Origin of the sequence: Vibrio sp. 10N.222.55.A1 (genome assembly GCF_041473835.1) — a bacterium.
Taxonomy (GTDB): domain Bacteria; phylum Pseudomonadota; class Gammaproteobacteria; order Enterobacterales; family Vibrionaceae; genus Vibrio; species Vibrio crassostreae_C.
On sequence record NZ_JBFRSX010000035.1, the window covers coordinates 53,525 to 77,167 of the forward strand.

Below are 23,643 nucleotides of genomic sequence, written 5' to 3' on the forward strand. Positions count from 1 at the left end.
CAGAACCATGAGTGATAAGCAAAGCGATCCCAATCAAGATAAAAAACAACCTAAGCGCCTGTCTAATAAGCGATCGACCAAAAAGCTGACGGGCTACTTGGTGTTGAGCGTGGTTGCGATGTTTTGCTTCGGTTTCGCTTTGGTGCCGCTCTACGATGTCATGTGTGAGGCCTTAGGCATCAATGGCAAAACTAATACTGTTTCAGCGGTGCAACCTCAGGGAATGCAGCCAGACTACTCTCGTACGGTTCGAGTCGAATTCATGTCCCACATCAAGCCAGATATGCCATGGCAGTTTTCGCCTGAAGTTCGAGTGTTAGAGGTTCATCCTGGTGAGGTGGTTCAAACTAACTACATTGCCAAAAACCTTTCTGGAGCCTCATTGGTTGGCCAAGCCGTACCGTCGGTTTCTCCAGGTATGGGGGCAACCTACTTCAATAAGATGGAATGCTTTTGCTTTAATCAGCAGCCATTGGACGGGCACAAGAGCGCAGAAATGGGTTTGATATTTTACATTGAGCCAGATATTCCAGAATCGATACATACGCTGACGCTCTCTTACACATTATTCAATATCACGAATGAGGTGGGTGCTGCGGCCAATAAATCTGAGCCTAACGTACTCGCAAGTAACTAGGAATTTACAGAACCAGTATCAACATAAGGAGTTGAGCGATGAGTTCTAAAAAGGAAGTTTATTTCGTTCCACATCAAAGCCACTGGCCATTGGTGGGTGCTGTAGCACTGTTTTTGGTCGCGGTTGGCGCTGGCTTGACGGTGCAAAACATGGGTACCGACGCCGCAGGTGGTGTGTTTGGCAAAGCGGTGTTGTTAGTCGGGTTTGCTGTGCTGCTTTACATGCTCGCAGGTTGGTTTAGCAATGTGATCACAGAATCATTGAGTGGTCTCTATTCTGAGCAGATTTCTCGTTCTTTTAGACAAGGAATGAGTTGGTTCATCTTTTCCGAAATCATGTTCTTTGGCGCTTTCTTTGGCGCGCTTTTCTATGCTCGAATGATTTCTGTGCCTTGGATTGGTGGTGCGGGCAATAATGAAATGACCCATGAAGTATTGTGGCCGATGTTCCAATCAATTTGGCCACTAACGACGACCCCTGATGGCGTAACGACACAAGCCATGCCTTGGCAAGGTATCCCGCTTAAGAACACCATTATTCTGCTGCTTTCCTCTGTGACGCTGCACATGGCACATATCAGTCTTGAACAAAATAAGCGTATGGCTTTGATCGTGTGGTTGGAGATAACCATTGTTCTGGCTGGCTTCTTCCTGTTCTTCCAAGTTGAAGAGTATCTTCACGCTTATCAAGAGATGGGGCTGACACTTCAGTCTGGCATCTACGGTAATACCTTCTTTTTGCTGACTGGGTTTCATGGCTTACATGTCTGTTTGGGGACGATCTTTTTGATTGTGTTGCTGGCAAGGGTTGCGAAAGACCACTTCACTCCGAAAGACCACTTTGCGTTCCAAGCGGGCAGTTGGTATTGGCACTTTGTTGATGTGGTTTGGTTAGGCCTGTTTGTATTTGTCTATGTGCTTTAACTGCTGAGCCTATCGGGGATTAATAGGGGCGAGGGTTAGGAGTTATCACTCCTGATCCCAAAGCAAGTAATAAAAGTAGCACGACAACGGCTGACCACATGACACGACGCCCCAAGAAGTAACTGAGTCTTTTTCCATTGTGTTTGCCCGAGGCGATTTGGATTAGGCCTTTCATCAAATTGAAAGCGATAAAAAACAGCAAAGCGACCAAGACGACTTTAAATAACAGAACAAAGGTAGATGACGCCATAGTGATAACTCCAAACCGATTGATTGATGATGAACACAAGTTCCGCAGTAAAGGTTTTTGGATAGCGGTTGTTTTAACTGTGGTTTCAGTCGGCGCTTTAATCAAGTTAGGTTTGTGGCAACTCGATCGTGGTAACGAGAAATTACGTTATGAACAGCAATTAGCTGAGAGAGCACATCTCTCGTCACAACCTTTAGGTGTCGTTATTTCTGAGTTGCGAGAGCTGGATTTATCTGGTCAAGAGTCATTAAATCCTCAAACCCTAAACGGGTTAAAGGCTGATGTTGAATTAGTCAATACGAGCGGCTTGATGCTCTTGTTAGACAACCAGATAAGCCAAGGAACGGTAGGGTATGTGATTTACATGTTGGGTGAGGTTCGCTTTGAAGATGGAAACCAGTCCTTAGTGGCTGAAAAACAGTTATTGATCGATCTTGGGTTTGTTCCGGCAAGTAATGACAGAAGAGAACTACCGCAATTAGGAAGTATCACTGTACCAACCAAAATGTCAGGGCGCTTGTATACACGCTCAATTAATCCTTTAAGTCATGAGTTGGGTTTAGAAAATACGACACCGAATAGAATCCAAAACCTAAACATAGCAGCGTTATCACAGTATACAGGAAAAGAAGTGCTGCCCTTTGTCTTCCAACCTCAGAGTTTAGATTCATGGCCCTATGAAATGTTATGGCGTCCAACGGCGATGAGGTCTGAGAAGCATTTTGGTTACTCATTTCAATGGTTTGTTATGGCTGCGGTACTTTTGTTTTTGATGTTGTTGATTGGCTATCGGTACCTAAAAGCAACACCTATCACGAGGAATAAGGATGGATAAATCTCAAGCGCAAGTGAACAGGGAAATTACCGAGGCAAACATGGCTGAGCTCAGAAGCCGTCGTACTAAAGGACGCTTGGTATTAATCGGACTCGTTTTAATTTTCGCTTTGCCAGCCATTATCGCCAAAACTGTGTTGGATCAGAATTGGTATACGTCAGGTGTCACTAACTCAGGCGAATTGGTAGAACCAAGAATTACACTAGCGGATTTTGGCGTAACGGTACCCATGGCAGGAGAGGGTTGGGTTGTGGGGTATATCGCACCGATGGAGTGCGAAAGCTTGTGTGAACAACAGCTTCATTATTTGAATCAAAGCTACTTAGCGTTAGGGAAAAACAAAGAGCGAGTGACCGCCGTTGTTTTCGTCTCAGAAGGTAACTCGTTGTCGGGTTCGCTCAACAAGCCTGATTTATCTTTGTTAGCTGGTGGTGATCAGTTAAGCACCGAGTTTTCGCCGGCTTCCATTGTCATTATTGACCCGCTAGGACAGTTGGTTATGGAGTACAAAAGCGTGTCGGAACCGTCGCAGTTAGTCGGGCAATCCAAAGGTATGATTCATGATTTAAGAAAGCTACTTAAGCTGTCACGAGTTGGGTAGTTGATGGCGCAAATGCTTGAGCTTAAGCAGCGAAAGGGAATAAGTATAGGGAGATAAGTGATGCAGAATAAAGCCCCTGATTTACTGATGCTTGTGATGAGATTAACTATCTTGTTAACCCTTACCGTGATTGTTCTCGGAGCTTATACACGCCTGTCTGATGCTGACTTTGGCTGTCCTGACTGGCCGGGTTGTTACGGTAAGATCACCGTTCCGTCTGATGCCCAAGCGGTGAGTCAAGCCAATCTGCAATTTCCAGAGCGAGCTCTTGAAGCAGACAAAGCGTGGATAGAGATGATCCATCGCTACTTTGCAGGAACATTAGGGTTGCTTATCTTTGTCGTTGTAGCTTGGTGTATTAAAAAGAACATCACACCAGTTGGTCTTCCATTACTTATCTCTGCCACTGTGATTTTTCAGGCTTTGCTTGGAATGTGGACGGTGACTCTTAAGTTGATGCCCGTTGTGGTTATGGCGCATTTGATGGGGGGCTTCACGTTGCTGTCACTGTTGTGTCTGCTCTACTGCCGTTTGTCTCAATTCCAAAGCCGTTTTGGCGAGGCTTCTTATTCTCCAACACTTAAATTTTGGGCGTTGTTTGGGTTACTCATTGTGGTTGGGCAGATACTGCTTGGTGGTTGGACATCGTCAAACTATGCCGCTTTGGTGTGTACCCAATTGCCTATTTGTGAAGGTAACTGGATGAGCTACCTCGATTTCAAAAATGCGTTCGATTTTGCTCAACACGGACACGATAACTATGAGTTTGGTGTGTTGGAGTATCCCGCGAGGCTTACCATACATGTCATGCACAGGTTCGGGGCTATTGTGGCGACATTAACGGTGCTGATGGTCGTGTACCAGTTATGGAAGTTTGGCCAAGTGCCTCACCAAAAGCTGAGCATGATTGTCGCAATAGTGTTGTTTACTCAAATCAGCCTTGGGATCAGTAATGTATGGTTTCACCTGCCAATCTCAGTTGCGGTTTTGCATAACCTAGTCGCAGCAATGTTGCTCATCAGCATGGTTGTAACCAATTTTGTGGTGTGGCAACGCAAACCGAGTGAGAGCTTGGTGAAGAACAGTGTATTACAAGGAGGTAATCATGGTCAGTAGAACGTCAACACAGTATGAAGTGGTGGCTCAAGACGCAGCCTTAACTCATAAGATAACAGCCAATAATGACATAACTTTAAGTAACGAAAAGGCTGAAAAAAACAAAGCCACTTGGAAAGTTTATTTAACGCTGACTAAGCCTAAAGTGGTGGCTTTGATGTTGCTGACAGCATTGGTTGGGATGTGTTTGGCCGTGCCGAATGGATTGCCTTTGCAACAAACTTTGTTCGGAATGATTGGGATAGGGTTAATGGCAGGTTCAGCGGCTGCGTTTAACCATTTGATCGATAAAAAGATCGACGGCCAGATGACTCGAACAAATCGACGCCCTTTACCATCCGGTGAGCTGAGTAGTGTGCGTGTGTTTAGCTTTGCAGCAGGTATCGGCTTATTTGGGTTCGCTACGTTAGTGGTGTGGGTCAATCAACTCACGGCTTGGCTAACCTTTGCAAGTTTATTGGGCTATGCGGTCATCTATACCATGTACTTGAAGCGAGCAACGCCGCAAAACATTGTGATAGCAGGGATCGCTGGTGCAATGCCTCCGTTACTGGGCTGGACGGCGGTTACCAATGAACTGCATTCAAATGCTTGGTTGTTGGTGATGATCATCTTTATTTGGACACCTCCTCATTTCTGGGCGTTGGCAATTCATCGTCGTGATGAGTATGCCAAAGTGAATATCCCCATGCTGCCTGTGACCCACGGAATCGAATACACCAAGACTTCTATTTTGCTCTATACCTTGCTGCTAAGCATCGTATGTATATTGCCGGTATTGGTCGGCATGAGTAGCTGGATATATTTGAGCGCTTCTTTGGTTCTCAACGGCGGGTTTGTTTATCACGCTTGGGTACTTAAATATCGTGATGAACCTAATATGGCGATGAAGACCTTTAAGTTCTCCATCTATCATCTCATGATCTTGTTTGTGGCTCTGTTGGCGGACCACTATCTACTTTGATAACTGATGCTTCAGCTGTTACAGAATAAGAAAACGGATGCTTTGGGCATCCGTTTTTGTTTGGTTGATGACTAAAACTCACCCAATACAAAGTAAGTATCTAGCGAGTACTTAGTCCACTTTGTTCCAAGCACTTTGCCAGTGTGAACCGACACCTGGTTCGTACTGAGTTGCTGTTGGAGCCCATTGAACACAGTAGCCAGAGTATGGGAACTCTTTACACTGATAAACGCCACCATCGCTGCTTAGAACCTTTGTTCCTGCTGTGTAAGACTCAATGCTTTCTGGGAACACGAAGTCGTAGTCGCCTGCTGGTGGCGGTGTTTGCTCGTCCATTAGGTGGAAATCAAGCGTGTTCTGATCCACTAAGTTACCTTGGTCATCTTTCGTCACAACCACAAGCATGTGGTGGCCAGCTTCAGACTTAGAAAGAGTCAGTTGAACATCTTCAACTTGTCCGTCTGTTAGATCCGATTTCTGAGATGCAAGTGCTTCACGGTGATGGTTGTACACGGTAAGCTCAGCTTGGATATCGCCTGTTGCCGCTAACGTAAGATCAAGCTGAGTAGGTTGGCTCTCATCGATAATGTACTCTGATTCTAAGCCCGAGACTTCAAGATCATGCTCGGGTTCTGGAGTATCAATCTTGTAGCCGATTTCGACACTGTTAAAGCCAGAGCCTGCTTTTAGATAAACAGGATTCGTGCCGTAAACGGGTGCGAAATCGCCTTGGTCATTCAATTGACCTGCTTTGATTTGCGTCTGCTCTTGGTTGATCTTAGAAGCAAGCGCGTAAGACCAGTTATTGGCTTTGCCTTGTTCAGAAGTTTCAATCACAAGCTCAGTGCTGTATGAAGCGTTCTCACCAGACTGGTCGAATACACGCGTATAAACAGCGTCACCAACATTCAGGTCTTGTGTCGGGTTGATTTGACCACCTTGATCCCAATCAGGAATGATAGGGCCGTCACCATCAAATTTCACGTCGATAACGTTGTAGAAAGCCGCTGCAGTGTCACCTACATCCCATACCGCAAGGATCACTTGATAACCTTCACGCTCTGGCACATTACACAAGTGACTGACTTGCATCGGTGGCTGTTCCATATTGCCTTCAACAACACAGAATGGCGTTAAGTCAAAAGAGCTGCGAGCCAACGGCTGGTTTGGATTCCAGTCGGGTTGAGTAATGTAATATTTCCAATCGCGAGTCTTGTGGTTAGCTGTGAATGTCCACTCGAAGTATTGAGAACCAGACTTGATAGGGCGTTTAACCCAGCGGTCTGCCTTTTGTTCGTCTAGTGCTGCTGCTAAAGAAGATTGCGCACTGGCGATTTTCCCATCAGCAGGGCCAACTTCTGGGAAGCCTTCAGGGCCTTCTACACTTTGTGGTTCGTATTGGATACCACCACAGTTGGTGTTTTTCTCTTGCGTATCACTCGCAGGGAACTTACATAGGGCAACACGGCTCTCAGCTACGCCATTGTTGTATGCCGAGACATAACCGTGACCGAAGCTTGCACCGCTTACGCTAAGAAGCGATAGCGCGATGAGTGATTTTTTTTGGAGTTGTTTCATTATTTGTCCTTACTGTATTTGGCCGACAAAAAAGAGAACACCCCGGCATGCATTTACACTTAGATTCTATTAAGTGGCGGCCCCGCTATCATAGACAGAATATTTGTCGACAGACCGGTGGCTTTGCGTCCTATTCTTTCAAATAGTTTGCCAGAAGTGCGTTTGAGCAATCGAAATGTAGCCAACCAGTTTTATAAATGCGAATCAATCGATTGAAATGTGGAATGCCAATCTCGAACTTTTAATTCTTGATACAAATTAACTTGCTATATGTTTAGTTCGTTAACGTATAAATTATTGATATAAATAAAGAAAGCATTTGATCTAATCGTTTTAGTGAATGACTTTGGGTTGTTTCGCTTCGCTCTGTACAACAATTGTGCACATATCAAAACCAAACCTTTGGTTTCCACTAACCGAACCCTGACACGCCATGTATGAAAAACCGGACAATTGATTGGTATGAATTATATAAAGGAGCCGGTATGGAATTCACAGAACTAGACAGAGACGCGTTGTATCAAACGTGGATGTCACAAAAATCGAGAATGCGAATTACGCAGATGGAGTTTTCAAAAAAGCTAGGCATGAACCAGCTTGATTTCTCAAGAGTGCTAAGAGGGGAGACGCTATTAACCATGTCTTTCATTAGTCATTTTTGTCGTTTACTTCATTTGGAACCAAGGAATGTATTCCCCTCGCTAAAAGAGGTCAATGAATCGGGGCCTAAAGTGGTCTACCTGAAAAGTAGAATGAGTGTTGATGGTGAGATCCAAAATGCTTATATTGAAGGAAATCAGGTAATTGTAGAGTACGCACACACTGTTCAACATGATTAATTTTAGAGTTAGCTCTGATTTTTAACCCCCTTTTTCTACAACCTTTTCACATAGGGTATGTCATACTTAATTAGATTCCTTAATTTTGACTAAGTGCGTTATGAACCCTTTAAAAGTCCTTTTGCTTGTTGCAACCAGCATTTTCTTGCTTGGTTGTGCAGGCGGCCCAATTAGAACCGCTACTAAATTTACCAGCTACGAAGATTTTCAGGCTGGGCCTGACGGAGGCGTCGACTTGGTTTGGGCAAGGGTTGGGCTACGTGACGCGCAGCGTTTGAAATCCAAGTTAGATGACTACGATTCTGTAGTGATCGACCAAATTTTTGTTTTAACAGAAGAAGGTTCGTTGGATCAGGAAGAGATTCAGGAACTCACTGAGCACATGGTTGCGCGCTTGGAAGATAAAATATCGCCTCATAAAACGATTGTCGATGAACCGACAGGAAAAACGCTCCGCTTGAGTATCGCTCTGAGTAACGTTGAAACGCCCAATCCGATCTTAGCTGTAACGAGCAGCGTTCTGCCGTTTGGCCTTGCGATGTCAACCATATCTAAGGTCACGACTGGTGAGCACACCAATGTTGGGAGTGCGAGTGTAGAGTTATTGGTCAGTGATGCTCAAGAGGGCACACCACTGTTTGCAGCCATCGACCGTGAAGCGGGTAACAAAGATTTTTCAACCATGATTGATTCGCTGGATGATGCCAAAGACGCGATCAACTATTGGGTTGAACGTTTAGGTGATACTCTACACAACATAGATGACGCATAGTAAAGACCGAATAATGCTAGAGAAAGAGAACCTGATTAAGTTGGCTCGAATGCAGATGCCATTTGGAAAGTACGCGGGTCGTACACTGATTGACTTACCTGAAGAATATTTGCTGTGGTTTGATAAAAAGGGATTCCCGTCTGGTGAACTCGGCGATTTATTGAAACTGTGCCTTGCTCTGAAAATTGAAGGGCTTGATAGTGTCGTCAAGCCATTGAAAAGAATGTAATTAAATAAAAGCTCACGCTGATCACGTGAGCTTTTTTGTTTTTGAGTTCGACACAATTTTACATGCATGATGTAGCTTGAAGAATGGCTCTTCTTACCTTGCTATAAAATACGCAATCGATAGCGTGTAAATAATGGTATACAGGGTGTTTTAAATATAAAACACAAAAAAAATTGCGTTTATTTTTAATTAGTGATTGAAACTAGAGTTTTTACTAGTTAAGTTACAGGGAACAAGAAGATTAGTGCTGATAGAAAGTGACGTGAGACAACGTACATTCAGCTCAAGGATAGAAAAAAGGAAGAAGTAAGCAATGTTCCAGACTGATGATGTAAGAATTAACAAAGTAAAAGAGTTATTACCCCCTGTTGCTGTTTTAGAAAAGTTTCCAGCGACAGAAGTTGCTTCTTCTACAACCTTTGAAAGCCGCAAAGCGATCCACAATATTTTAGAAGAGAGCGATGATCGCTTGCTTGTTATTGTCGGCCCATGTTCTATTCATGACACAGAAGCTGCTCTTGAGTACGGTAAACGTTTGAAAGTGTTGCGCGACGAACTTGGTGATAACCTTGAAATCGTAATGCGTGTTTACTTTGAAAAACCACGTACAACTGTTGGTTGGAAAGGTCTAATAAATGACCCGTACATGAACGATACGTTCAAGCTAAATGATGGCCTTCGTCTAGGACGTAAGCTACTGCTGGACCTAACTGACATGGGCATGCCAACGGCAAGCGAATTCCTAGACATGATCACGCCTCAATACGTTGCTGACCTAATCAGCTGGGGTGCAATCGGCGCACGTACTACAGAATCTCAAGTTCACCGCGAACTGGCTTCTGGCCTATCTTGCCCAGTTGGATTTAAGAATGGTACTGATGGCAACATCAAGATTGCAACAGATGCTATTCGCTCTGCTAGCGCTTCTCACCACTTCTTATCAGTAACTAAGTACGGTCACTCAGCTATCGTTGAAACAGCAGGTAACCCTGATTGTCATATCATCCTACGTGGTGGCAAAGAGCCAAATTACAGCGCAGAACACGTTGGTAAGATTAAAGAAGAGCTAGCAGCTTCTGGTCTTCCACAAAAAGTGATGATCGATTTCAGCCACGCAAACAGCTCTAAGCAGTTTAAGCGTCAAATGAACGTATCTGATGACGTAAGCGCACAAATTTCTGGTGGCGACAAAGCTATCTTTGGTGTGATGATTGAATCTCATCTTGTTGAAGGTCGCCAAGACCTGGTTGAGGGCAAAGCTGCAACGTACGGCCAATCTGTTACTGATGCGTGTATTGGTTGGGAAGACACTGAAACAGTACTTCGCCAGCTGGCAGACGCTGTTGAAGCTCGTCGTAACAAATAGACTAATTACAGTCAGCGATTAAGCTACTGAAAATTCAAAGCCCTTAGTTAGCAACAGCTAATAAGGGCTTTTTTGTGGATCTTAGTTGAAAACTGGAAGTGTCTGTATTCTTAAATGAGAAAAGACAGTAACTCGTCGACTTTAAGTGACAGTAAAGCTTTATCTTGTTTGGTTTCAACGTTAAGGCGTATTAATGGCTCGGTATTGGACTTTCTTAAGTTGAAGCGCCATGAGCCCATATTCATGCTGATTCCGTCTGTGTGATCGATCTCAACGGCATTATCTTGGTAGTGCGATAACACGCAAGCCATGACCTGCTCTGGGTCTGAGACTCTTCGATTGATCTCCCCGGAAGAGGGGAATCTATCTATACTAGTACTCGTTAATTGGTGAAGAGATTGTTGAGTTTTCGACATCAGCTCGATAACCAATAGCCAAGGAATCATGCCTGAATCGCAATATCCAAAATCACGAAAATAATGGTGTGCGCTCATTTCGCCCCCATAGACGGCATTCGTTTCACGCATCTTCTCTTTGATCAGTGCGTGTCCTGCTTTAATTCCAATCGCTTTTCCACCATGCGTTTTTGCGATTTCAATTGTGTTCCAGGTCATGCGCATATCGTGCAATACAGTCGTGTTAGGCTGTTTGACCAAGAATGCTTCAGCAAGCAACCCTACAATGTAATAACCCTCGATGTAATCGCCTTGCTCATCAAAGAAAAAGCATCGGTCGAAGTCTCCATCCCAAGCAATTCCAAGGTTGGCAGAATGCTCTAAAACGGCATCTCGAGTGGCTGCTTGGTTCTCTCTAATCAAAGGGTTTGGAATACCATTTGGGAAGTTTCCATCAGGGTTATGATGAACTTTGATGAAGGTGATAGGGACACCGAGTTCGTTAAATTTATTATCTAAAGCATCAATGATATGTCCTGCAACACCGTTCCCAGCATTAACCACAATCTTCATCGGTGACAGCTTTGATGGGGTTATGTACGAGAGTAGGTGCTCGACGTACGGAGCAAGAATACTGTTCGATCTACTAGAGTTACTTGGTTGTGCATGAACGAACGGTAAATTGCAGTTCAGCTCTTGATTAAGTTCTTCAATGCGTCGTTTGATTTCATCTAAACCACTGTTTTTACTGATAGGGCTAGCGTCTACACCGACCATTTTCATGCCGTTGTAATTGATTGGGTTGTGGCTGGCTGTGATTTGTATTCCGCCAATCGCTTTTAGGTAACGAGTCGCAAAGTAGACCTCTTCAGTGCCAGTCATACCTAGATCAATGACGGTAATCCCTGACTCGATTAAGCCTTTGGTCATGGCTTCTTGTAATGACAGGGAGGTTTTGCGGTTATCACGACCAATCACTACCTGCGCCAAACCATCGAGTGAGGTTTCAGGCTTAGCGGATAGGACGTATTCGCCAAATGCCTTACCGAGCAGGTAGGCGAGTGGCTCATTGATTTGTTTACCAATGACGCCGCGGATATCGTTGTTCTTAAAGCAGTTTAGGTCTAATGTTGGTTTCATCGATTTGTCGCTGCTTTATTTCGTTTGGTTGTGCTTTGATGAGTGGACTTGTTGCTTGCGCACGTCTCGCCCATAACTGTCTTGATATCGAATGATGTCGCCTTCACTTAAATGACTGCCTGTTTGTACTTCAATCATCTCGAGTGGGAGATCCCCTGGGTTCTCTAGGCTGTGAATATGACCTAAAGGGATGTAAGTGGATTGATCTTCTTCAACCAGATAGGTTTTCTCATTGTTGGTCACTTTCGCAGTACCCGCCACGACTACCCAATGTTCCGCTCTATGGTGGTGCATTTGTAACGACAACTTGTGACCGGGTTTAACGGTGATACGTTTAACTTTGTCGCGCTTGCCTAGGTCGATAACTTCGTATTTACCCCAAGGTCTAAACACCTCACGATGATGCACATGTTCTGTGCGACCCGCTTGATTTAGTTGACTGACAATCGATTTAACACCCTGAACCCTGTCTTTATTTGCAACCAAAATAGCGTCTTTGGTTTCGACAATAATCAGGTTGTCGACACCTACCGTCGCAACCAGCTTATTTTCAGCATGGATGTAGTTGTGTTGAGAGTCGACGGTTAACACATCACCTTCAATGACGTTATTGTGCTGATCTTTTTCGCTTACATCCCAGATCGCGGACCATGAGCCAATATCGTTCCAGCCGACATCCATCGGGATCACCGCGGCGTGCGAGGTCTTTTCCATCACGGCGTAATCGATTGAATCACTTGGACTGCTTTTGAATGCTTCAGCGTCTATACGGATAAAGTCGAGGTCGGTATTTTGCGTTGCAAGAGCGAGTTTACAAGCCGCTACTATCTCAGGGTGGTGTTCGGTGAGTTCTTCAACATAGCGTGATGCCTTAAACATGAACATGCCACTGTTCCATAAGTATTGTTCTGAGCGGATGTACTCTTCTGCTGTTGCTGTGTCTGGCTTTTCTACAAAGCATTCTATGGCGAAGGCGTGATTGATTGGCTGCTCTGTTCCATTAGTATCAGTTTGAGCACTGGAGGAAAGAGGCTCTCCCTGCTTGATATAGCCATAGCCAGTCTCTGGGGAGCTAGGTGTTATACCGAATGTCACCAGCTTGCCTTGTTTTGCATAATCAACACCACGACTAATCGCTTGTTGGAATTCAGAGGTTTTCGCGATGTGATGATCAGCAGCCAGCACTAACAAGATAGGGTCGGATGCGCTTTGTTCATTAAGCGGTGGTTTACTTAAAGCCTTTAGGGCGGCAAGCGCAATGGCTGGGGCTGTATTTCTACCGACTGGCTCTAGCAGAATACCACTATGTTGAATGTTAGCTGATCGAGCTTGTTCAGCGGCAATAAAGCGATGCTCTTCATTACAGATAATGAATGGGGCATCGCATTTACTATCCATCAAGTGCTCTTCAAGGCCTTGCAGGCGTTGAAGTGTGTGCTGAAGCATTGACTGGTCGCCGGCAATATTGAGAAATTGCTTAGGGTAAAGCTCGCGAGACAGTGGCCAGAGACGACTTCCGGAGCCGCCGGCTAGAATGACAGGTAAAATCATAGCGTGGTAATTAGGTGCATTAGAATACTGCCAGCATATTACCACGCTTCACGCTTATTACTTATCGATAACCAAGAAGGATATGACTATCGATGACCTTCCGTAGGGGAGTTCAACATGTCTTTGGGATCGCTAATATTCTGATTATCACCTAGGCTTTGAACGCTGTTATGATCTTGAACATTAGAAAAGTCTTGAGGGTCAATCTTGAGTGTCTGTGTTGGGAACGCGATGTCTGCATTGTGTTTATGAATAATCGCCAGAACCTGTAACAGAACGTCTTGCTTCACTTTGTGGTACCTGATCCAGTTGACTGTTTTTGTGAAGGTATAGATAAAGAAGTTGAGCGTTGATGGCCCAAATTTGTCAAAGTTAACGATCAACGTCTGTTTGGCATCAATATCTGGGTGGGTCTCGAGCATGGTTCTTACATCATCAACAATGAGCGCCAATTTGTCTGCATCTTGATAACGAAGACCAAAGGTTTCATTGATTCTACGATTCAACATTCTCGATGGATTCTCTACCACAATACTACTGAACACCGAATTTGGCACGTACAAAGGACGCTTATCAAAAGTGCGGATGATCGTCATGCGCCAACCAATGCGTTCGACAGTGCCTTCGATTTGACGATCGGGAGAACGTATCCAATCACCGACTTTAAAAGGGCGGTCGAAGTAAATCATCATGCCACCGAAGAAATTCGACAGTAAGTCCTTAGCCGCTAAACCGACGATCAAACCACCCACACCACCAAAGGTAAGTAAGCCGGAAAGGCTGAGCCCAAACGCCTGCATGATGGTTAGGCCGCCCATCACCATAAAGAACAAGCGAGCGACTTTCGCTATCGCTTGTACTGTGGTTTCGTCTCTGGTTTTTTGCTCTAAGACATAGGCTTCAGTGTTAGTGATCATTCGTAAGGTAAACCAAACGAATGTACAGATAATCAATATGTGTTTAAGCGTTTTTAACCAATTGATTTCATTGCCAAACTGGTCTTGAAGTATTAGCCCGATAGAGACTGTAGCAGGCCAACACCAAAGTAATGTGCTGACAGGGGTTTTTAGTGCTTCTAGCAGTAGATCGTCCCAGTGGAATGGGGTTTTCTGAACCAGAATTTCTAAGCGATTATGGATAATTCGCCAAGCTACCCAAGCGAGAAAACTCGCAATAGTGATGAATAGGACGCTGTTTGCCCAATCACTATGGCTCTGGTTGATGTAGGTTTGTACTTGGGTTATGAATTCATTCATTGTGTGTGCTGCCGCAGAAATTATGAATTGGAAATTAGCAGAAACTCGAGTTGTTCTCTACCTTTATAAATCAAGCGATTATGACAATAGTATAACCTTATTCTTGCAGAACTAACTTTTTTTGAGATAGAAACTAATGTAGGTTTGGCTATCCCGTGTAATTAAAATTTCTAAACAGGATTTCAAATGAGCGACAAACAATATGCAGTTATCGGTTTAAGGCGATTTGGTCTGTCTGTTTGCAAAGAGCTACAAAGTTCAGGGGCACAGGTACTGGCCGTCGATATTGATGAAGAGCGAGTGAAAGAAGCGGCGGCTTTTGTTTCACAAGCGATTGTTGCGAACTGTACAAGCGAGGAGACAGTTAAAGAGTTAAGACTCGACGATTACGACATGGTGATGGTGTCGATTGGCTCTGATGTTAATTCCAGTATTCTGACTACTCTGGTGGTAAAAGAGTCAGGCGCAAAAGCTGTTTGGGTAAAGGCGAACGATAAGTTTCACGGCAAGATTCTCTCTAAGATTGGTGCTGACCATATCATCATGCCTGAACGAGATATGGGCATTCGTGTTGCGCGTAAAATGTTGGATAGACGCGTTCTTGAGTTTATCGATCTTGGCAGCGGTTTAGCGATGACGGAGATTGTTATTGGTTCTAATTTGTTGGGTAAGAAACTTGGCGACCTTAAGCTGTGTAAAGAAAATGGTGTTGAAGTACTTGGCTTCAAGCGAGGACCGAACCTAACTAAAGCTCCAGAACTGGATGTGAGTTTAGAAATTGGGGATGTGGTGATCATCGCTGGGCCGAAAGAGACCTTATCTAGAAAGCTACGCAATTGGTAATTGGCAATAAGGTAACAGTATGAATTCGTTAAAACGAAAAGGTACTTTCTACACGCTTAAGAGTGATAAAAAGCCACGTAAAGGCTCTGAACCTAAGATTATCCTTACGAGCTTCTTAGGCGTACTTATCCCCTCTGCAATATTGTTGACGATGCCTGTATTCTCTGTGACAGGCCTAAGTTTTACGGATGCACTGTTTACAGCAACCTCGGCGATCAGTGTGACAGGATTAGGTGTTGTCGATACCGGTGAGCATTTCACCTTGGCGGGTAAAATCTTACTGATGTTCTTGATGCAAGTCGGCGGGTTAGGGCAGATGACTCTATCTGCGGTACTGCTTTACATGTTCGGTGTTAGGTTAAGCCTTAAACAACAAGCACTCGCGAAAGAAGCGCTTGGCCAAGATCGTAAGATTAACCTTCGTAAATTGGTTAAGAAGATCATCATCTTTGCATTAGTGGCTGAATTTATCGGTTTTGTATTGCTCTGCTTCCGCTGGGTACCTGAGATGGGATGGTCAACGGGCAGTTTTTATGCACTATTTCACGCGATTTCCGCATTCAATAACGCAGGGTTTGCGTTGTTCTCAGACAGTATGGCGAGCTTTGTTGACGATCCATTGGTGATCTTTACCTTAGCAGGCTTGTTCATTTTCGGCGGATTAGGCTTTACTGTCGTGGGCGACCTATCGACTAACTGGCGGAAAGGCTTCCAACATCTGCACTTACACACCAAGATTATGCTAACCGCCACTCCGACTCTATTGTTGGTAGGTACGGTATTGTTCTGGCTGCTGGAAAGAAATAACTCAGCAACCATGGAAGGGCTATCGACTCAAGGACAGTGGCTAGCCGCATTTTTCCAGTCGGCAAGTGCTCGTACTGCTGGCTTTAATAGTGTGGATTTGTCTCAATACACTCAGCCGGCATTGCTGGTAATGATTGTACTGATGTTGATTGGTGCCGGTTCTACCTCAACGGGTGGTGGTATTAAGGTTTCGACCTTTGCCGTCGCGTTTGTTGCGACGTGGACGTTTTTACGCCAGAAGAAACATGTAGTGATGTTTAAGCGAACCGTAACTTGGCAAGCGGTAACAAAGTCATTGGCCATTATTGTGGTAAGTGGGGCGTTATTAACCACCGCGATGTTTTTGTTAATGCTTACTGAAAAGGCAGCGTTTGATCGAGTCATGTTTGAGGTGATTTCAGCCTTTGCAACGGTTGGTTTAACAGCTGGCTTAACCGCAAACCTGACTGAGCCAGGTAAATACATCATGATTGTGGTTATGGTGATTGGACGTATCGGCCCCCTGACCTTGGCTTATATGCTAGCTCGTCCAGAACCTTCCTTGTTGAAATACCCTGAAGACACGGTGTTAACGGGTTAATTAGGTCCACGGGCTGATAAATAAAGCTCTGTAAATAAAAACAAAGCTAGCGATATGCTGGCTTTGTTGTCATAGGCTGATCGTTAATTGCTGAATGCCTATCCCTCAAACATCTCAACGTATTCCTCATAGCCTTCTTCTGCTAATTTATCCGCAGGGATAAAGCGCATTGCGGCTGAGTTCATGCAGTAACGTAACCCTGTTGGTTTTGGACCATCTTTGAATACATGCCCCAGGTGGGAATCGCCAAACTTACTTCGAACCTCTGTTCTTGGGTAAAGCAGTTTGTAGTCAGTAGTTGTGACGACATAAGCCTCGCTGATTGGCTGTGTAAAGCTCGGCCAGCCTGTGCCTGACTTGTATTTGTCTTTTGAAGAGAACAATGGCTCCCCAGTTACGATATCAACGTAAATACCTTCTTGCTTGTTATCCCAGTATTTGTTGTCAAATGGGCGCTCAGTAGCGTCTTCTTGCGTTACATCGTATTGAAGTGCTGTAAGCTTCGCTTTGATCTCTGCATCAGACGGTTTTACGTATGTTTTAGCATTCGCTGTCGCATTCTTACTGTCGATGATCTGACGTAGTGTTTTAGGGTTGTCCTTTCTATCATCACCGAAGATCTTATCTAGGTACTGATCGCGGCCAGAAGCATAGCGGTAGTAGTTATAACGAACCTTACTCTTCTTGTAATAATCTTGGTGGTAATCTTCTGCTGGCCAGAACTTCTCAAATTTTATCAGTTCTGTTTTTAGTGGTGCACCAAAGATATTAGCTTTGTCGATCTCCATCATGAAGTTCTGAGCAACATCTTTTTGTGCTTGGTTATGATAGAAAATAGCCGGTCGATAATGACGGCCTCGGTCTACAAAAGAGCCTTTGTCATCGGTTGGATCGATGTGTCTGAAGAATTGGTCAAGAACCTGTTCATAGCTAACAACATCAGGGTTGTAAGTCACGTTTATCACTTCGATGTGACCCGACTTGCCTGAGGATACTTGTTTGTAGGTTGGGTTTTCTAGTTCACCGCCAGAATACCCAGAGATAACGTCGGTGACGCCTGTCAGCTTTTCTAGGTCGGATTCTGTACACCAAAAACAACCACCAGCCAGTGTCGCGATTTCACTATTACCTGAATTAGCTGTTTTATCCATTGTATTGGCAGTGCCAGTCTGGCTTACAAACAGCGAAATCAGTGGTAGCGCAACCACGAGTGATACCAATATTTTAGATAATTTATTCATAGATACCTCATCTTGACGTTCTTCTCATTCGATTTTGAATGTACGAATAGAGACAGGTTTTAGATGGAAAAAATTGCATCATTCACAAAAAAATATGTCGCCGAGAAAATCTTGCTCATAAATGCCGCCAGTAGTAGGGTGTCAGTATTGATATCCAATAATAGACAGCGATGGCGGTTATCGTACATCTAAGGAACAACATGCAAGCAGAAGTTAAATGGGTCGAAGGCTTTAAATTCCTAGGTCAATCTCAATCTGGCCACTCTGTAGTAATGGATGGCAGTGGTGGTGCAACCGCGCCAAGCCCAATGGAAATGGTCCTTATGGCCGCTGGTGGTTGTAGCTCTGTTGATGTCGTCGATGGTTTGAAATCTGCAGGCCAGAACATCACAGGCTGTAACGCAAAACTTGAAACGACACGTCGTGAAACAGCACCAAAAATCTTTACTGTGATTAACATTCACTTTGAAGTGTCTGGTGACAACCTTGATCCTGAGCAGGTCGCTAAGGTGTGTGCGGATTCATTAGAAAAGTACTGTTCTGTATGTCTAATGTTAGGTGCTGGCGTAGAAATGACTCACAGCTGGGAAATCGTCTAGTCTTCTGATTGTACAGCTTGGCGGTAGGCTAATCTTTACGGCTTACGGCTTACGGCTTATCGCTTACGGTTTTTAGGCATAGCCAGACAAAGAAAAGGGCGGAGCACTTTAAAGTGCTCCTCCCTTGTTATTAAGGAAGTCGTTATTACGTTAGAATACGATTATTCCACTGTTTCAATGATAACTTCTTCAACTTGAACATCTTCTTGGTACTCGAAGCTTGGGATTGTTGCTTCCACACGACGGTTTTGAGCACGACCTTCAGCCGTATCGTTTGATGCGATTGGGTTTTCTTCCCCTTCACCAGAAGCGGTAATGCGATCAGCTTCAATACCTTGCTCTTCGATGTATGCTGCTACTGCTGCCGCACGTTTCTTAGAGATCATCATGTTGTACTCAGCTGCACCTGTTGAATCTGTGTGACCAACAATGTTAACGGTAGACTGAGGGTATGTTTGTAAGACTTCCACAATTGGCTGTATAGCGGCTTTACCTTCGTCTGAAAGTTCTGTGCTGTTAGTCGCAAATGTACCTTGAGAGAAACTCTCAGTTTGCGCTTTGGTAACCACTACCTCCGCTTCCTCTTCAACGACCACAGCTTCTGGCTCTGTGATTGGTTCAGAAGGTGCTTGAGTTACAGCCGCCGCAGAAGCTGCAGCCGCTGATGCGGTTGTATTACCCGTGCCGAAATTGTAGCTAAGACCTACTGTGACAAGGTTGGAGTTTAGGTCTTGGATGATCTTATCGTCAAAATCATCGAAGTATTGGTATTCCACTCTCAGCGCCCAATCGTCTGAAAGCTGTTTCTCGGCACCGATACCTAAGGCTAAAACAACGTCGTCTTCGTCATCGTGCATGATGTAAGCAGGACCTGCTTTAAAGAAGATATCAAACTCTTGTTTAATCGCTAGTCGATACATTGGGCTTAAAGAAATGGCTACGATAGAATCGCTGTATCTTTGAGTCGCTCCGTTGTTGTTAAAGCTGGTGTCATAATCACCTAAGTAATCTGCATTCAATTCTAGAGCAATGTTATCGGTAAAGTTGTAACCACCGTAAATACCGCCCGCCACTGAATCATCTTCACAATCAATGTTGTCGACACAAGCGCTATCTAGCCAACCCATGCCAACTTTTGCGCCTACGTATGTCGTTGCGGCAATTGATGGAGCAGCAGCGAAACCTGAAGCAGCTATCACAGCACACATGATTTTTGACAATTTTTTCATAATCTTATCCTTGGATTAACTCTTATTGTTATCTGAATGAGCCTTTAAAGCGACGACTTACTGATTGGGACACTGCAACAGTAGATCGTTCAAGGCGTAGATTCAGGTCGAACCTATCTTGGAACTGTTATTACATTGTTAGTACAGTTGCTTAGTATGGTCAATGAAATTGTTAAAAATTATATATTTAAGGTGCTATTTACAGAGGTTTTTGTCAATTAATTGCTGTCTCAAATGTTGGAAACGAAGAAACCTCGTATCATTTTTAGGCGATACGAGGTTTCATTTTCATGTGTACGGAATGTTTGGTTGGGTAATCTAGGTGATTACCGTTATGGGCGCTCACCAGCTAACAAACGTTTTTCAATATCTGCAATGACACCTGGTAGGTCTGCAATGGTATCGATTAGGTAGTGTGGGTTTGATTTGTTTAGCTTAACGCTTGCTTTTTCACGTGCAGCTGCCAGTGTTGTCTCGTCTGCATCTAAATATTCTTGATACGTTAAGCCTGCTTCGTTCCCCGATAATACAAGTCCAACTGTCCACATGCCTGCGTTGTGACCCTCATCGATCCCCGGTGCTGCGTCGTCTACTTTTACACACGCAGCAACGCTAGTTACACCTAGATCGATTACGTTTTTCAGTGCCATAAATGGAGCAGGGCGACCACCTTGAGGTAAGTCATCGGTCGCTACCACGTTATCTGGTCGGTAACCGTAATCTGCAGCAGCAGGAATTAAAACATCCATCACTTCACGTGGGTAACCTGAACAAGACCCGATCTTCACGTTCTTCTCTTTTAGGTTATTGACCACTTCTATCGCATTCAAAATAGGTGCTGCGTGATCGGCTACTTTCGCTTTTTGAAGAGGCATGAATGCCGCGTAGATCGCATCAACGTCTTCACTGGTCATCGAACGTCCGAACTGGGCATTCCAACGAGCATCAACAGCAGGGATTCGACCCACCGCTTGGATGTGATCCCATTTACCGATACCCATAGGTTCACGAGCTTCAGCTAAGTCGATGTCAAAGTCGAAACCTTGTTTGAATGCTTCAACGAAGATGCTAGTTGGAGCAAACGACCCAAAATCAACGATAGTGCCGGCCCAGTCAAAGATAACCGCTTGGAGAGGTGATGTCGTGTTCATAATAGTGTCCTATTTTTGTGTCACTCCCAGTTCAAAGTTCTGGGAAACAAATGGTTGTTTAAGGTTATTGGTTTAAATGTTGATTTCGAGAATTAAAGGTATTCAAAATCTTTGCAGACTTTGGCTATCGCTTTTTCGAATACAGACAGAGCGACTTCTAGCTCGCTGCGACTGATGATCAATGGCGGGCTTAATTGAATCACGTTACCTTGTGACACCTTAAAGCTCAGGCCATCGTTCAGACATTGGTAAAGTACTGCTTCTGCTTCATCGAACGCTCGGTTTTTGGTGATATGGTCAGTGACCAATTCCACTCCCCAGAGCAGGCCGATGCCGCGAACGTCACCAATGACTAGGTATTTCTCTTTCATTTGAAGCAGTTGTTCACGCACGAATGCGCTGTCCGCTTGTACTTTTTCAAGTAGATTTTCTTGCTCAATCACTTCCATCGTAGCCAGTGCCGCCGCGCAGCCAATAGGACTTTTCTCGTGGGTGTAGTGACCAAGTGATACTTGCGCTGCCGTGTTGTATTTGTCTTTAGTGACCATGGCTGCAATTGGAACCAAGCCCCCGCCAAAACCTTTACCGATACAAAGAATGTCAGGTTCGATATCAAAGGCCTGGTGAGTGAACCATTCGCCACTACGACCCATACCGTTTGGAATGTCGTCGATGATCAACATGACGTTATGCTTATCGCAGATCTCACGGATGCGCTTCCAGTAAGCTTTGCTTGGAACCTGAACGTCTGTGTTACGCACTGCTTCGGCAATGAAGGCTCCAATGCCACCTTCTTTTTCAATCACATACTCTAAATAGTCGGCATAGTGAACGTCGCATGCAGTTTCGTTTGTATTGACTGCGCTATTCTCGTTAAACGGGAAAGCGCCACGATAAGAAACGGCTGGTGGAATACGTTCTACGCCAGCCATTAATGGCCCCATGCCTTCGCGGAAACACGCTTCGCCCCCCACTGAAATTGCATCGAGTGACGCGCCATGGAATGAATCCCACAATGACACTACTTTGAAATTGTTGGTGACATGTCGAGCTAGTTTGAGCGCCATGCCGATCACTGATGTGCCACCAGGAGCAAACAACACGCGATTCAAATCACCACCGCAGATCTGTGTGAGTTTCTCAGCACACTGAACCGCAGTTTCATTGGTAAAGCGACGCGGTGAAAACGGCAATGACGCCATTTGCTGAGTCACTTTATTGATGATGTAGGGATGACCATAACCTAGCTGGTGAACATTATTGCCGTGAAAGTCCATGTACTTCTTGCCCGTCGCATCTTGAATGTAGATGCCTTCGGCTGCTTCAAGTGTGTCTAGGCAAGGCGTTGACATGGCTTGATGAAGAAACACGTCAGCATCACGCTTTAACATTACTTGAGTCGCATCATCGTTTAGCGACTCGTTCCATTTTTCGCGTGCTGGCGTGGTGTTCACATCGCCTTCGCTTCGAAAGTGTGTGGCCTTTAGAACTGGCTCTGGATTGGTCGTCGTCATTATTTGATGTCCCAGTACATAGCGTTTTTCACTGCGCTAATGAGAGCTTCAATGTCTGACGGATACACTTCACCAATGTTACCGATTCGGAAGCAGTCTGCGTTTGAAACCTTGCCCGGGTAAATCACAAACCCTTGCTCTTTCAAACGGTCATAGAATTCCTTGAATTGGTAATCGCTATGAGTTGGAGAATAGAAAGAGGTGATGATAGGTGAATGAAGGTCATCATTAAGCAGTGGTTCAAAACCAAGAGAACGCATACCTGCAACCAATGTGGTTTGGTTGGTTTGGTAGCGACTATGACGAGCTTCAATGCCGCCTTCCTGTTCCAGTTCAAGCAGGGCTTGGTAGAAAGCACGCACTGTGTGAGTCGGAGAGGTGAAGCGCCATTTACCATGGTTGCTTTCCATGCAGTACCATTGGTCAAACAGGTCAAGGCTTAATGAACGAGCCTGGCCTTTGCATTTTTCCAGTTCCGATTGCTTCGCAATAACAAAGCCGAACCCCGGTACACCTTGAATACACTTGTTTGCTGAGCTGATCATGTAATCGACACCTAAGTCAGCGATATCCATAGGGATGCCACCAAAGCTCGACATTGCATCGAGAATGACGGTTTTGTTGTGCTGTTTTGCCAATTTGGCAATGTCTTCAATTGGATTCAGCATGCCTGTCGTGGTTTCACAGTGCACAATCGCAACGTGAGTAATGTCTGAATCCATGGCCAATGCCGTTTCCATTTCGTTCAAGTCAGGCTGTGATGTTTCACCTGGGGAAACGACATGGCATGGAATGTTTAAGTATTCTGCGATTTGAGCAATACGAGCGCCGTACGCACCGTTATCAACAACAAGAAGCTTACCGTTGTTAGAGATAACGCTACCGATTGTTGCTTCTACCGAAGCGGTGCCGCTACCTTGCATTAATACGCTTGTATATCCCGCTTGCTTAGTCGCTAAAGTCACTAGCTTGCTACGAATCACTTCAACAACGTCTTTGTTGTATTCATCATCCCAAGTACACCAATCTTTTAACATCGCTTGGCGAACGGTTTCAGAAGTAGATAAAGGGCCCGGTGTCAGCAGTAAGTATTCGTTTCTCATGTTCAACTCTCGTGATTTTAATTTTGGACTATACCAATATTTAGAGTTACTTTAACAACCAATTTAAACGGTCGTAAATAGCCCAAACATCATTTTTACAAAAGCTTCATATTAAAAATGGTCA

The 23,643-nt window shown here is 44.6% G+C and carries 23 protein-coding genes and 1 riboswitch; of the genes, 13 read left to right on the top strand and 10 right to left on the bottom strand.

Translation table 11 applies throughout. The features are described from left to right. The first annotated feature begins 7 nt into the window (after nt 1-7). On the top strand, nt 8-637 hold the full coding sequence (locus AB4493_RS11665) for a cytochrome c oxidase assembly protein (protein ID WP_017064839.1): 630 nt from the start codon (nt 8-10) through the stop codon (nt 635-637). A 38-nt stretch (nt 638-675) separates the two neighbouring features. Continuing rightward, nucleotides 676-1,560 (top strand): cytochrome c oxidase subunit 3, encoded by an 885-nt coding sequence (locus AB4493_RS11670; protein ID WP_009845661.1) that lies wholly within the window; start codon nt 676-678, stop codon nt 1,558-1,560. A gap of 19 nt (nt 1,561-1,579) precedes the next feature. On the opposite strand, the gene AB4493_RS11675 is transcribed toward AB4493_RS11670, so the two are convergent. Further along, nucleotides 1,580-1,810 (bottom strand): DUF2909 family protein, encoded by a 231-nt coding sequence (locus AB4493_RS11675; protein WP_017066085.1) that lies wholly within the window; start codon nt 1,808-1,810, stop codon nt 1,580-1,582. Between AB4493_RS11675 and AB4493_RS11680 the strand changes: the two genes are divergently transcribed. Genes AB4493_RS11680 through cyoE form a run of 4 tightly spaced genes read left to right on the top strand, consistent with a single transcriptional unit; the run spans nt 1,698 to nt 5,326 of the window. Further along, nucleotides 1,698-2,645 carry an SURF1 family protein gene (locus AB4493_RS11680; protein ID WP_032545810.1) on the top strand — a complete coding sequence of 316 codons (948 nt, stop codon included), beginning with the start codon at nt 1,698-1,700 and terminating at the stop codon, nt 2,643-2,645. The two genes, AB4493_RS11675 and AB4493_RS11680, sit on opposite strands and share 113 nt — an antisense overlap. Beyond that, on the top strand, nt 2,638-3,246 hold the full coding sequence (locus AB4493_RS11685) for a hypothetical protein (protein WP_017061753.1): 609 nt from the start codon (nt 2,638-2,640) through the stop codon (nt 3,244-3,246). The genes AB4493_RS11680 and AB4493_RS11685 overlap by 8 nt, the downstream gene beginning before the upstream one ends. Before the next feature lie 60 nt (nt 3,247-3,306). Then, a complete protein-coding gene (locus AB4493_RS11690) occupies nt 3,307-4,362 on the top strand; it encodes a heme A synthase (RefSeq protein ID WP_372155001.1) in 1,056 nt (351 codons plus the stop codon). After that, nucleotides 4,352-5,326: a heme o synthase gene (gene cyoE / locus AB4493_RS11695; RefSeq protein WP_017064833.1), complete on the top strand. Its 975-nt coding sequence runs from the start codon at nt 4,352-4,354 to the stop codon at nt 5,324-5,326. Before AB4493_RS11690 ends, cyoE begins: the two co-directional genes overlap by 11 nt. Nucleotides 5,327-5,437: 111 nt before the next feature. Here the strand turns inward: cyoE and gbpA are convergent, their stop codons facing one another. Then, complete coding sequence (gbpA, locus tag AB4493_RS11700) at nt 5,438-6,904, bottom strand: N-acetylglucosamine-binding protein GbpA (protein ID WP_229648182.1); 1,467 nt, start codon at nt 6,902-6,904, stop codon at nt 5,438-5,440. A gap of 72 nt (nt 6,905-6,976) precedes the next feature. Then, nucleotides 6,977-7,066: riboswitch (cyclic di-GMP riboswitch) on the bottom strand. Between the two features lie 323 nt (nt 7,067-7,389). Here gbpA and AB4493_RS11705 point away from each other — a divergent pair. From AB4493_RS11705 to aroG, 4 genes are all read left to right on the top strand, one after another. Beyond that, nucleotides 7,390-7,743, top strand: a complete 354-nt coding sequence (locus tag AB4493_RS11705; RefSeq protein ID WP_372155002.1) for an XRE family transcriptional regulator — start codon at nt 7,390-7,392, stop codon at nt 7,741-7,743. A gap of 100 nt (nt 7,744-7,843) precedes the next feature. After that, the gene (locus AB4493_RS11710; RefSeq protein WP_372098249.1) at nt 7,844-8,515 is read left to right on the top strand and encodes a DUF3313 domain-containing protein; all 672 of its coding nucleotides are present in this window, start codon (nt 7,844-7,846) and stop codon (nt 8,513-8,515) included. A 13-nt stretch (nt 8,516-8,528) separates the two neighbouring features. Next, nucleotides 8,529-8,744, top strand: a complete 216-nt coding sequence (locus AB4493_RS11715; RefSeq protein ID WP_004730103.1) for a DUF3820 family protein — start codon at nt 8,529-8,531, stop codon at nt 8,742-8,744. 313 nt (nt 8,745-9,057) lie between these two features. Next, complete coding sequence (gene aroG, locus AB4493_RS11720) at nt 9,058-10,110, top strand: 3-deoxy-7-phosphoheptulonate synthase AroG (protein ID WP_017061746.1); 1,053 nt, start codon at nt 9,058-9,060, stop codon at nt 10,108-10,110. Nucleotides 10,111-10,220: 110 nt separating this feature from the next. Here the strand turns inward: aroG and AB4493_RS11725 are convergent, their stop codons facing one another. The 3 genes from AB4493_RS11725 to AB4493_RS11735 form a co-directional block, all read right to left on the bottom strand. Further along, nucleotides 10,221-11,645 (bottom strand): phosphomannomutase/phosphoglucomutase, encoded by a 1,425-nt coding sequence (locus tag AB4493_RS11725; RefSeq protein ID WP_017061745.1) that lies wholly within the window; start codon nt 11,643-11,645, stop codon nt 10,221-10,223. Between the two features lie 15 nt (nt 11,646-11,660). Next, nucleotides 11,661-13,196 (bottom strand): mannose-1-phosphate guanylyltransferase/mannose-6-phosphate isomerase, encoded by a 1,536-nt coding sequence (locus AB4493_RS11730; protein WP_372155028.1) that lies wholly within the window; start codon nt 13,194-13,196, stop codon nt 11,661-11,663. Nucleotides 13,197-13,282: 86 nt separating this feature from the next. Next, nucleotides 13,283-14,452, bottom strand: coding sequence for a mechanosensitive ion channel family protein (locus AB4493_RS11735; RefSeq protein ID WP_017061743.1), 1,170 nt, complete (start codon nt 14,450-14,452; stop codon nt 13,283-13,285). Between the two features lie 186 nt (nt 14,453-14,638). Between AB4493_RS11735 and AB4493_RS11740 the strand changes: the two genes are divergently transcribed. Together AB4493_RS11740 and AB4493_RS11745 are read left to right on the top strand one after the other, a co-directional pair. After that, entirely contained in the window at nt 14,639-15,295 is a 657-nt protein-coding gene (locus AB4493_RS11740; protein WP_372155003.1) for a TrkA family potassium uptake protein, read from the top strand. A gap of 19 nt (nt 15,296-15,314) precedes the next feature. After that, entirely contained in the window at nt 15,315-16,682 is a 1,368-nt protein-coding gene (locus tag AB4493_RS11745) for a TrkH family potassium uptake protein (RefSeq protein ID WP_372155004.1), read from the top strand. 98 nt (nt 16,683-16,780) lie between these two features. Here AB4493_RS11745 and msrB read toward each other — a convergent pair whose 3' ends face one another. Further along, nucleotides 16,781-17,923 carry a peptide-methionine (R)-S-oxide reductase MsrB gene (gene msrB, locus AB4493_RS11750; RefSeq protein ID WP_017061740.1) on the bottom strand — a complete coding sequence of 381 codons (1,143 nt, stop codon included), beginning with the start codon at nt 17,921-17,923 and terminating at the stop codon, nt 16,781-16,783. 200 nt (nt 17,924-18,123) lie between these two features. Here msrB and AB4493_RS11755 point away from each other — a divergent pair, with 200 nt between their 5' ends. After that, the gene (locus tag AB4493_RS11755; protein ID WP_017061739.1) at nt 18,124-18,522 is read left to right on the top strand and encodes an OsmC family protein; all 399 of its coding nucleotides are present in this window, start codon (nt 18,124-18,126) and stop codon (nt 18,520-18,522) included. Between the two features lie 161 nt (nt 18,523-18,683). On the opposite strand, the gene AB4493_RS11760 is transcribed toward AB4493_RS11755, so the two are convergent. From AB4493_RS11760 to phnW, 4 genes are all read right to left on the bottom strand, one after another. Then, nucleotides 18,684-19,751, bottom strand: coding sequence for an OmpA family protein (locus AB4493_RS11760; protein WP_102428795.1), 1,068 nt, complete (start codon nt 19,749-19,751; stop codon nt 18,684-18,686). A 332-nt stretch (nt 19,752-20,083) separates the two neighbouring features. Next, complete coding sequence (gene phnX, locus AB4493_RS11765) at nt 20,084-20,902, bottom strand: phosphonoacetaldehyde hydrolase (RefSeq protein ID WP_372155006.1); 819 nt, start codon at nt 20,900-20,902, stop codon at nt 20,084-20,086. A gap of 92 nt (nt 20,903-20,994) precedes the next feature. Continuing rightward, nucleotides 20,995-22,416 (bottom strand): aspartate aminotransferase family protein, encoded by a 1,422-nt coding sequence (locus tag AB4493_RS11770; RefSeq protein WP_372155007.1) that lies wholly within the window; start codon nt 22,414-22,416, stop codon nt 20,995-20,997. Further along, nucleotides 22,416-23,519 carry a 2-aminoethylphosphonate--pyruvate transaminase gene (phnW, locus tag AB4493_RS11775; protein ID WP_372155009.1) on the bottom strand — a complete coding sequence of 368 codons (1,104 nt, stop codon included), beginning with the start codon at nt 23,517-23,519 and terminating at the stop codon, nt 22,416-22,418. The genes AB4493_RS11770 and phnW overlap by 1 nt, the downstream gene beginning before the upstream one ends. Nucleotides 23,520-23,643: the final 124 nt, after the last annotated feature.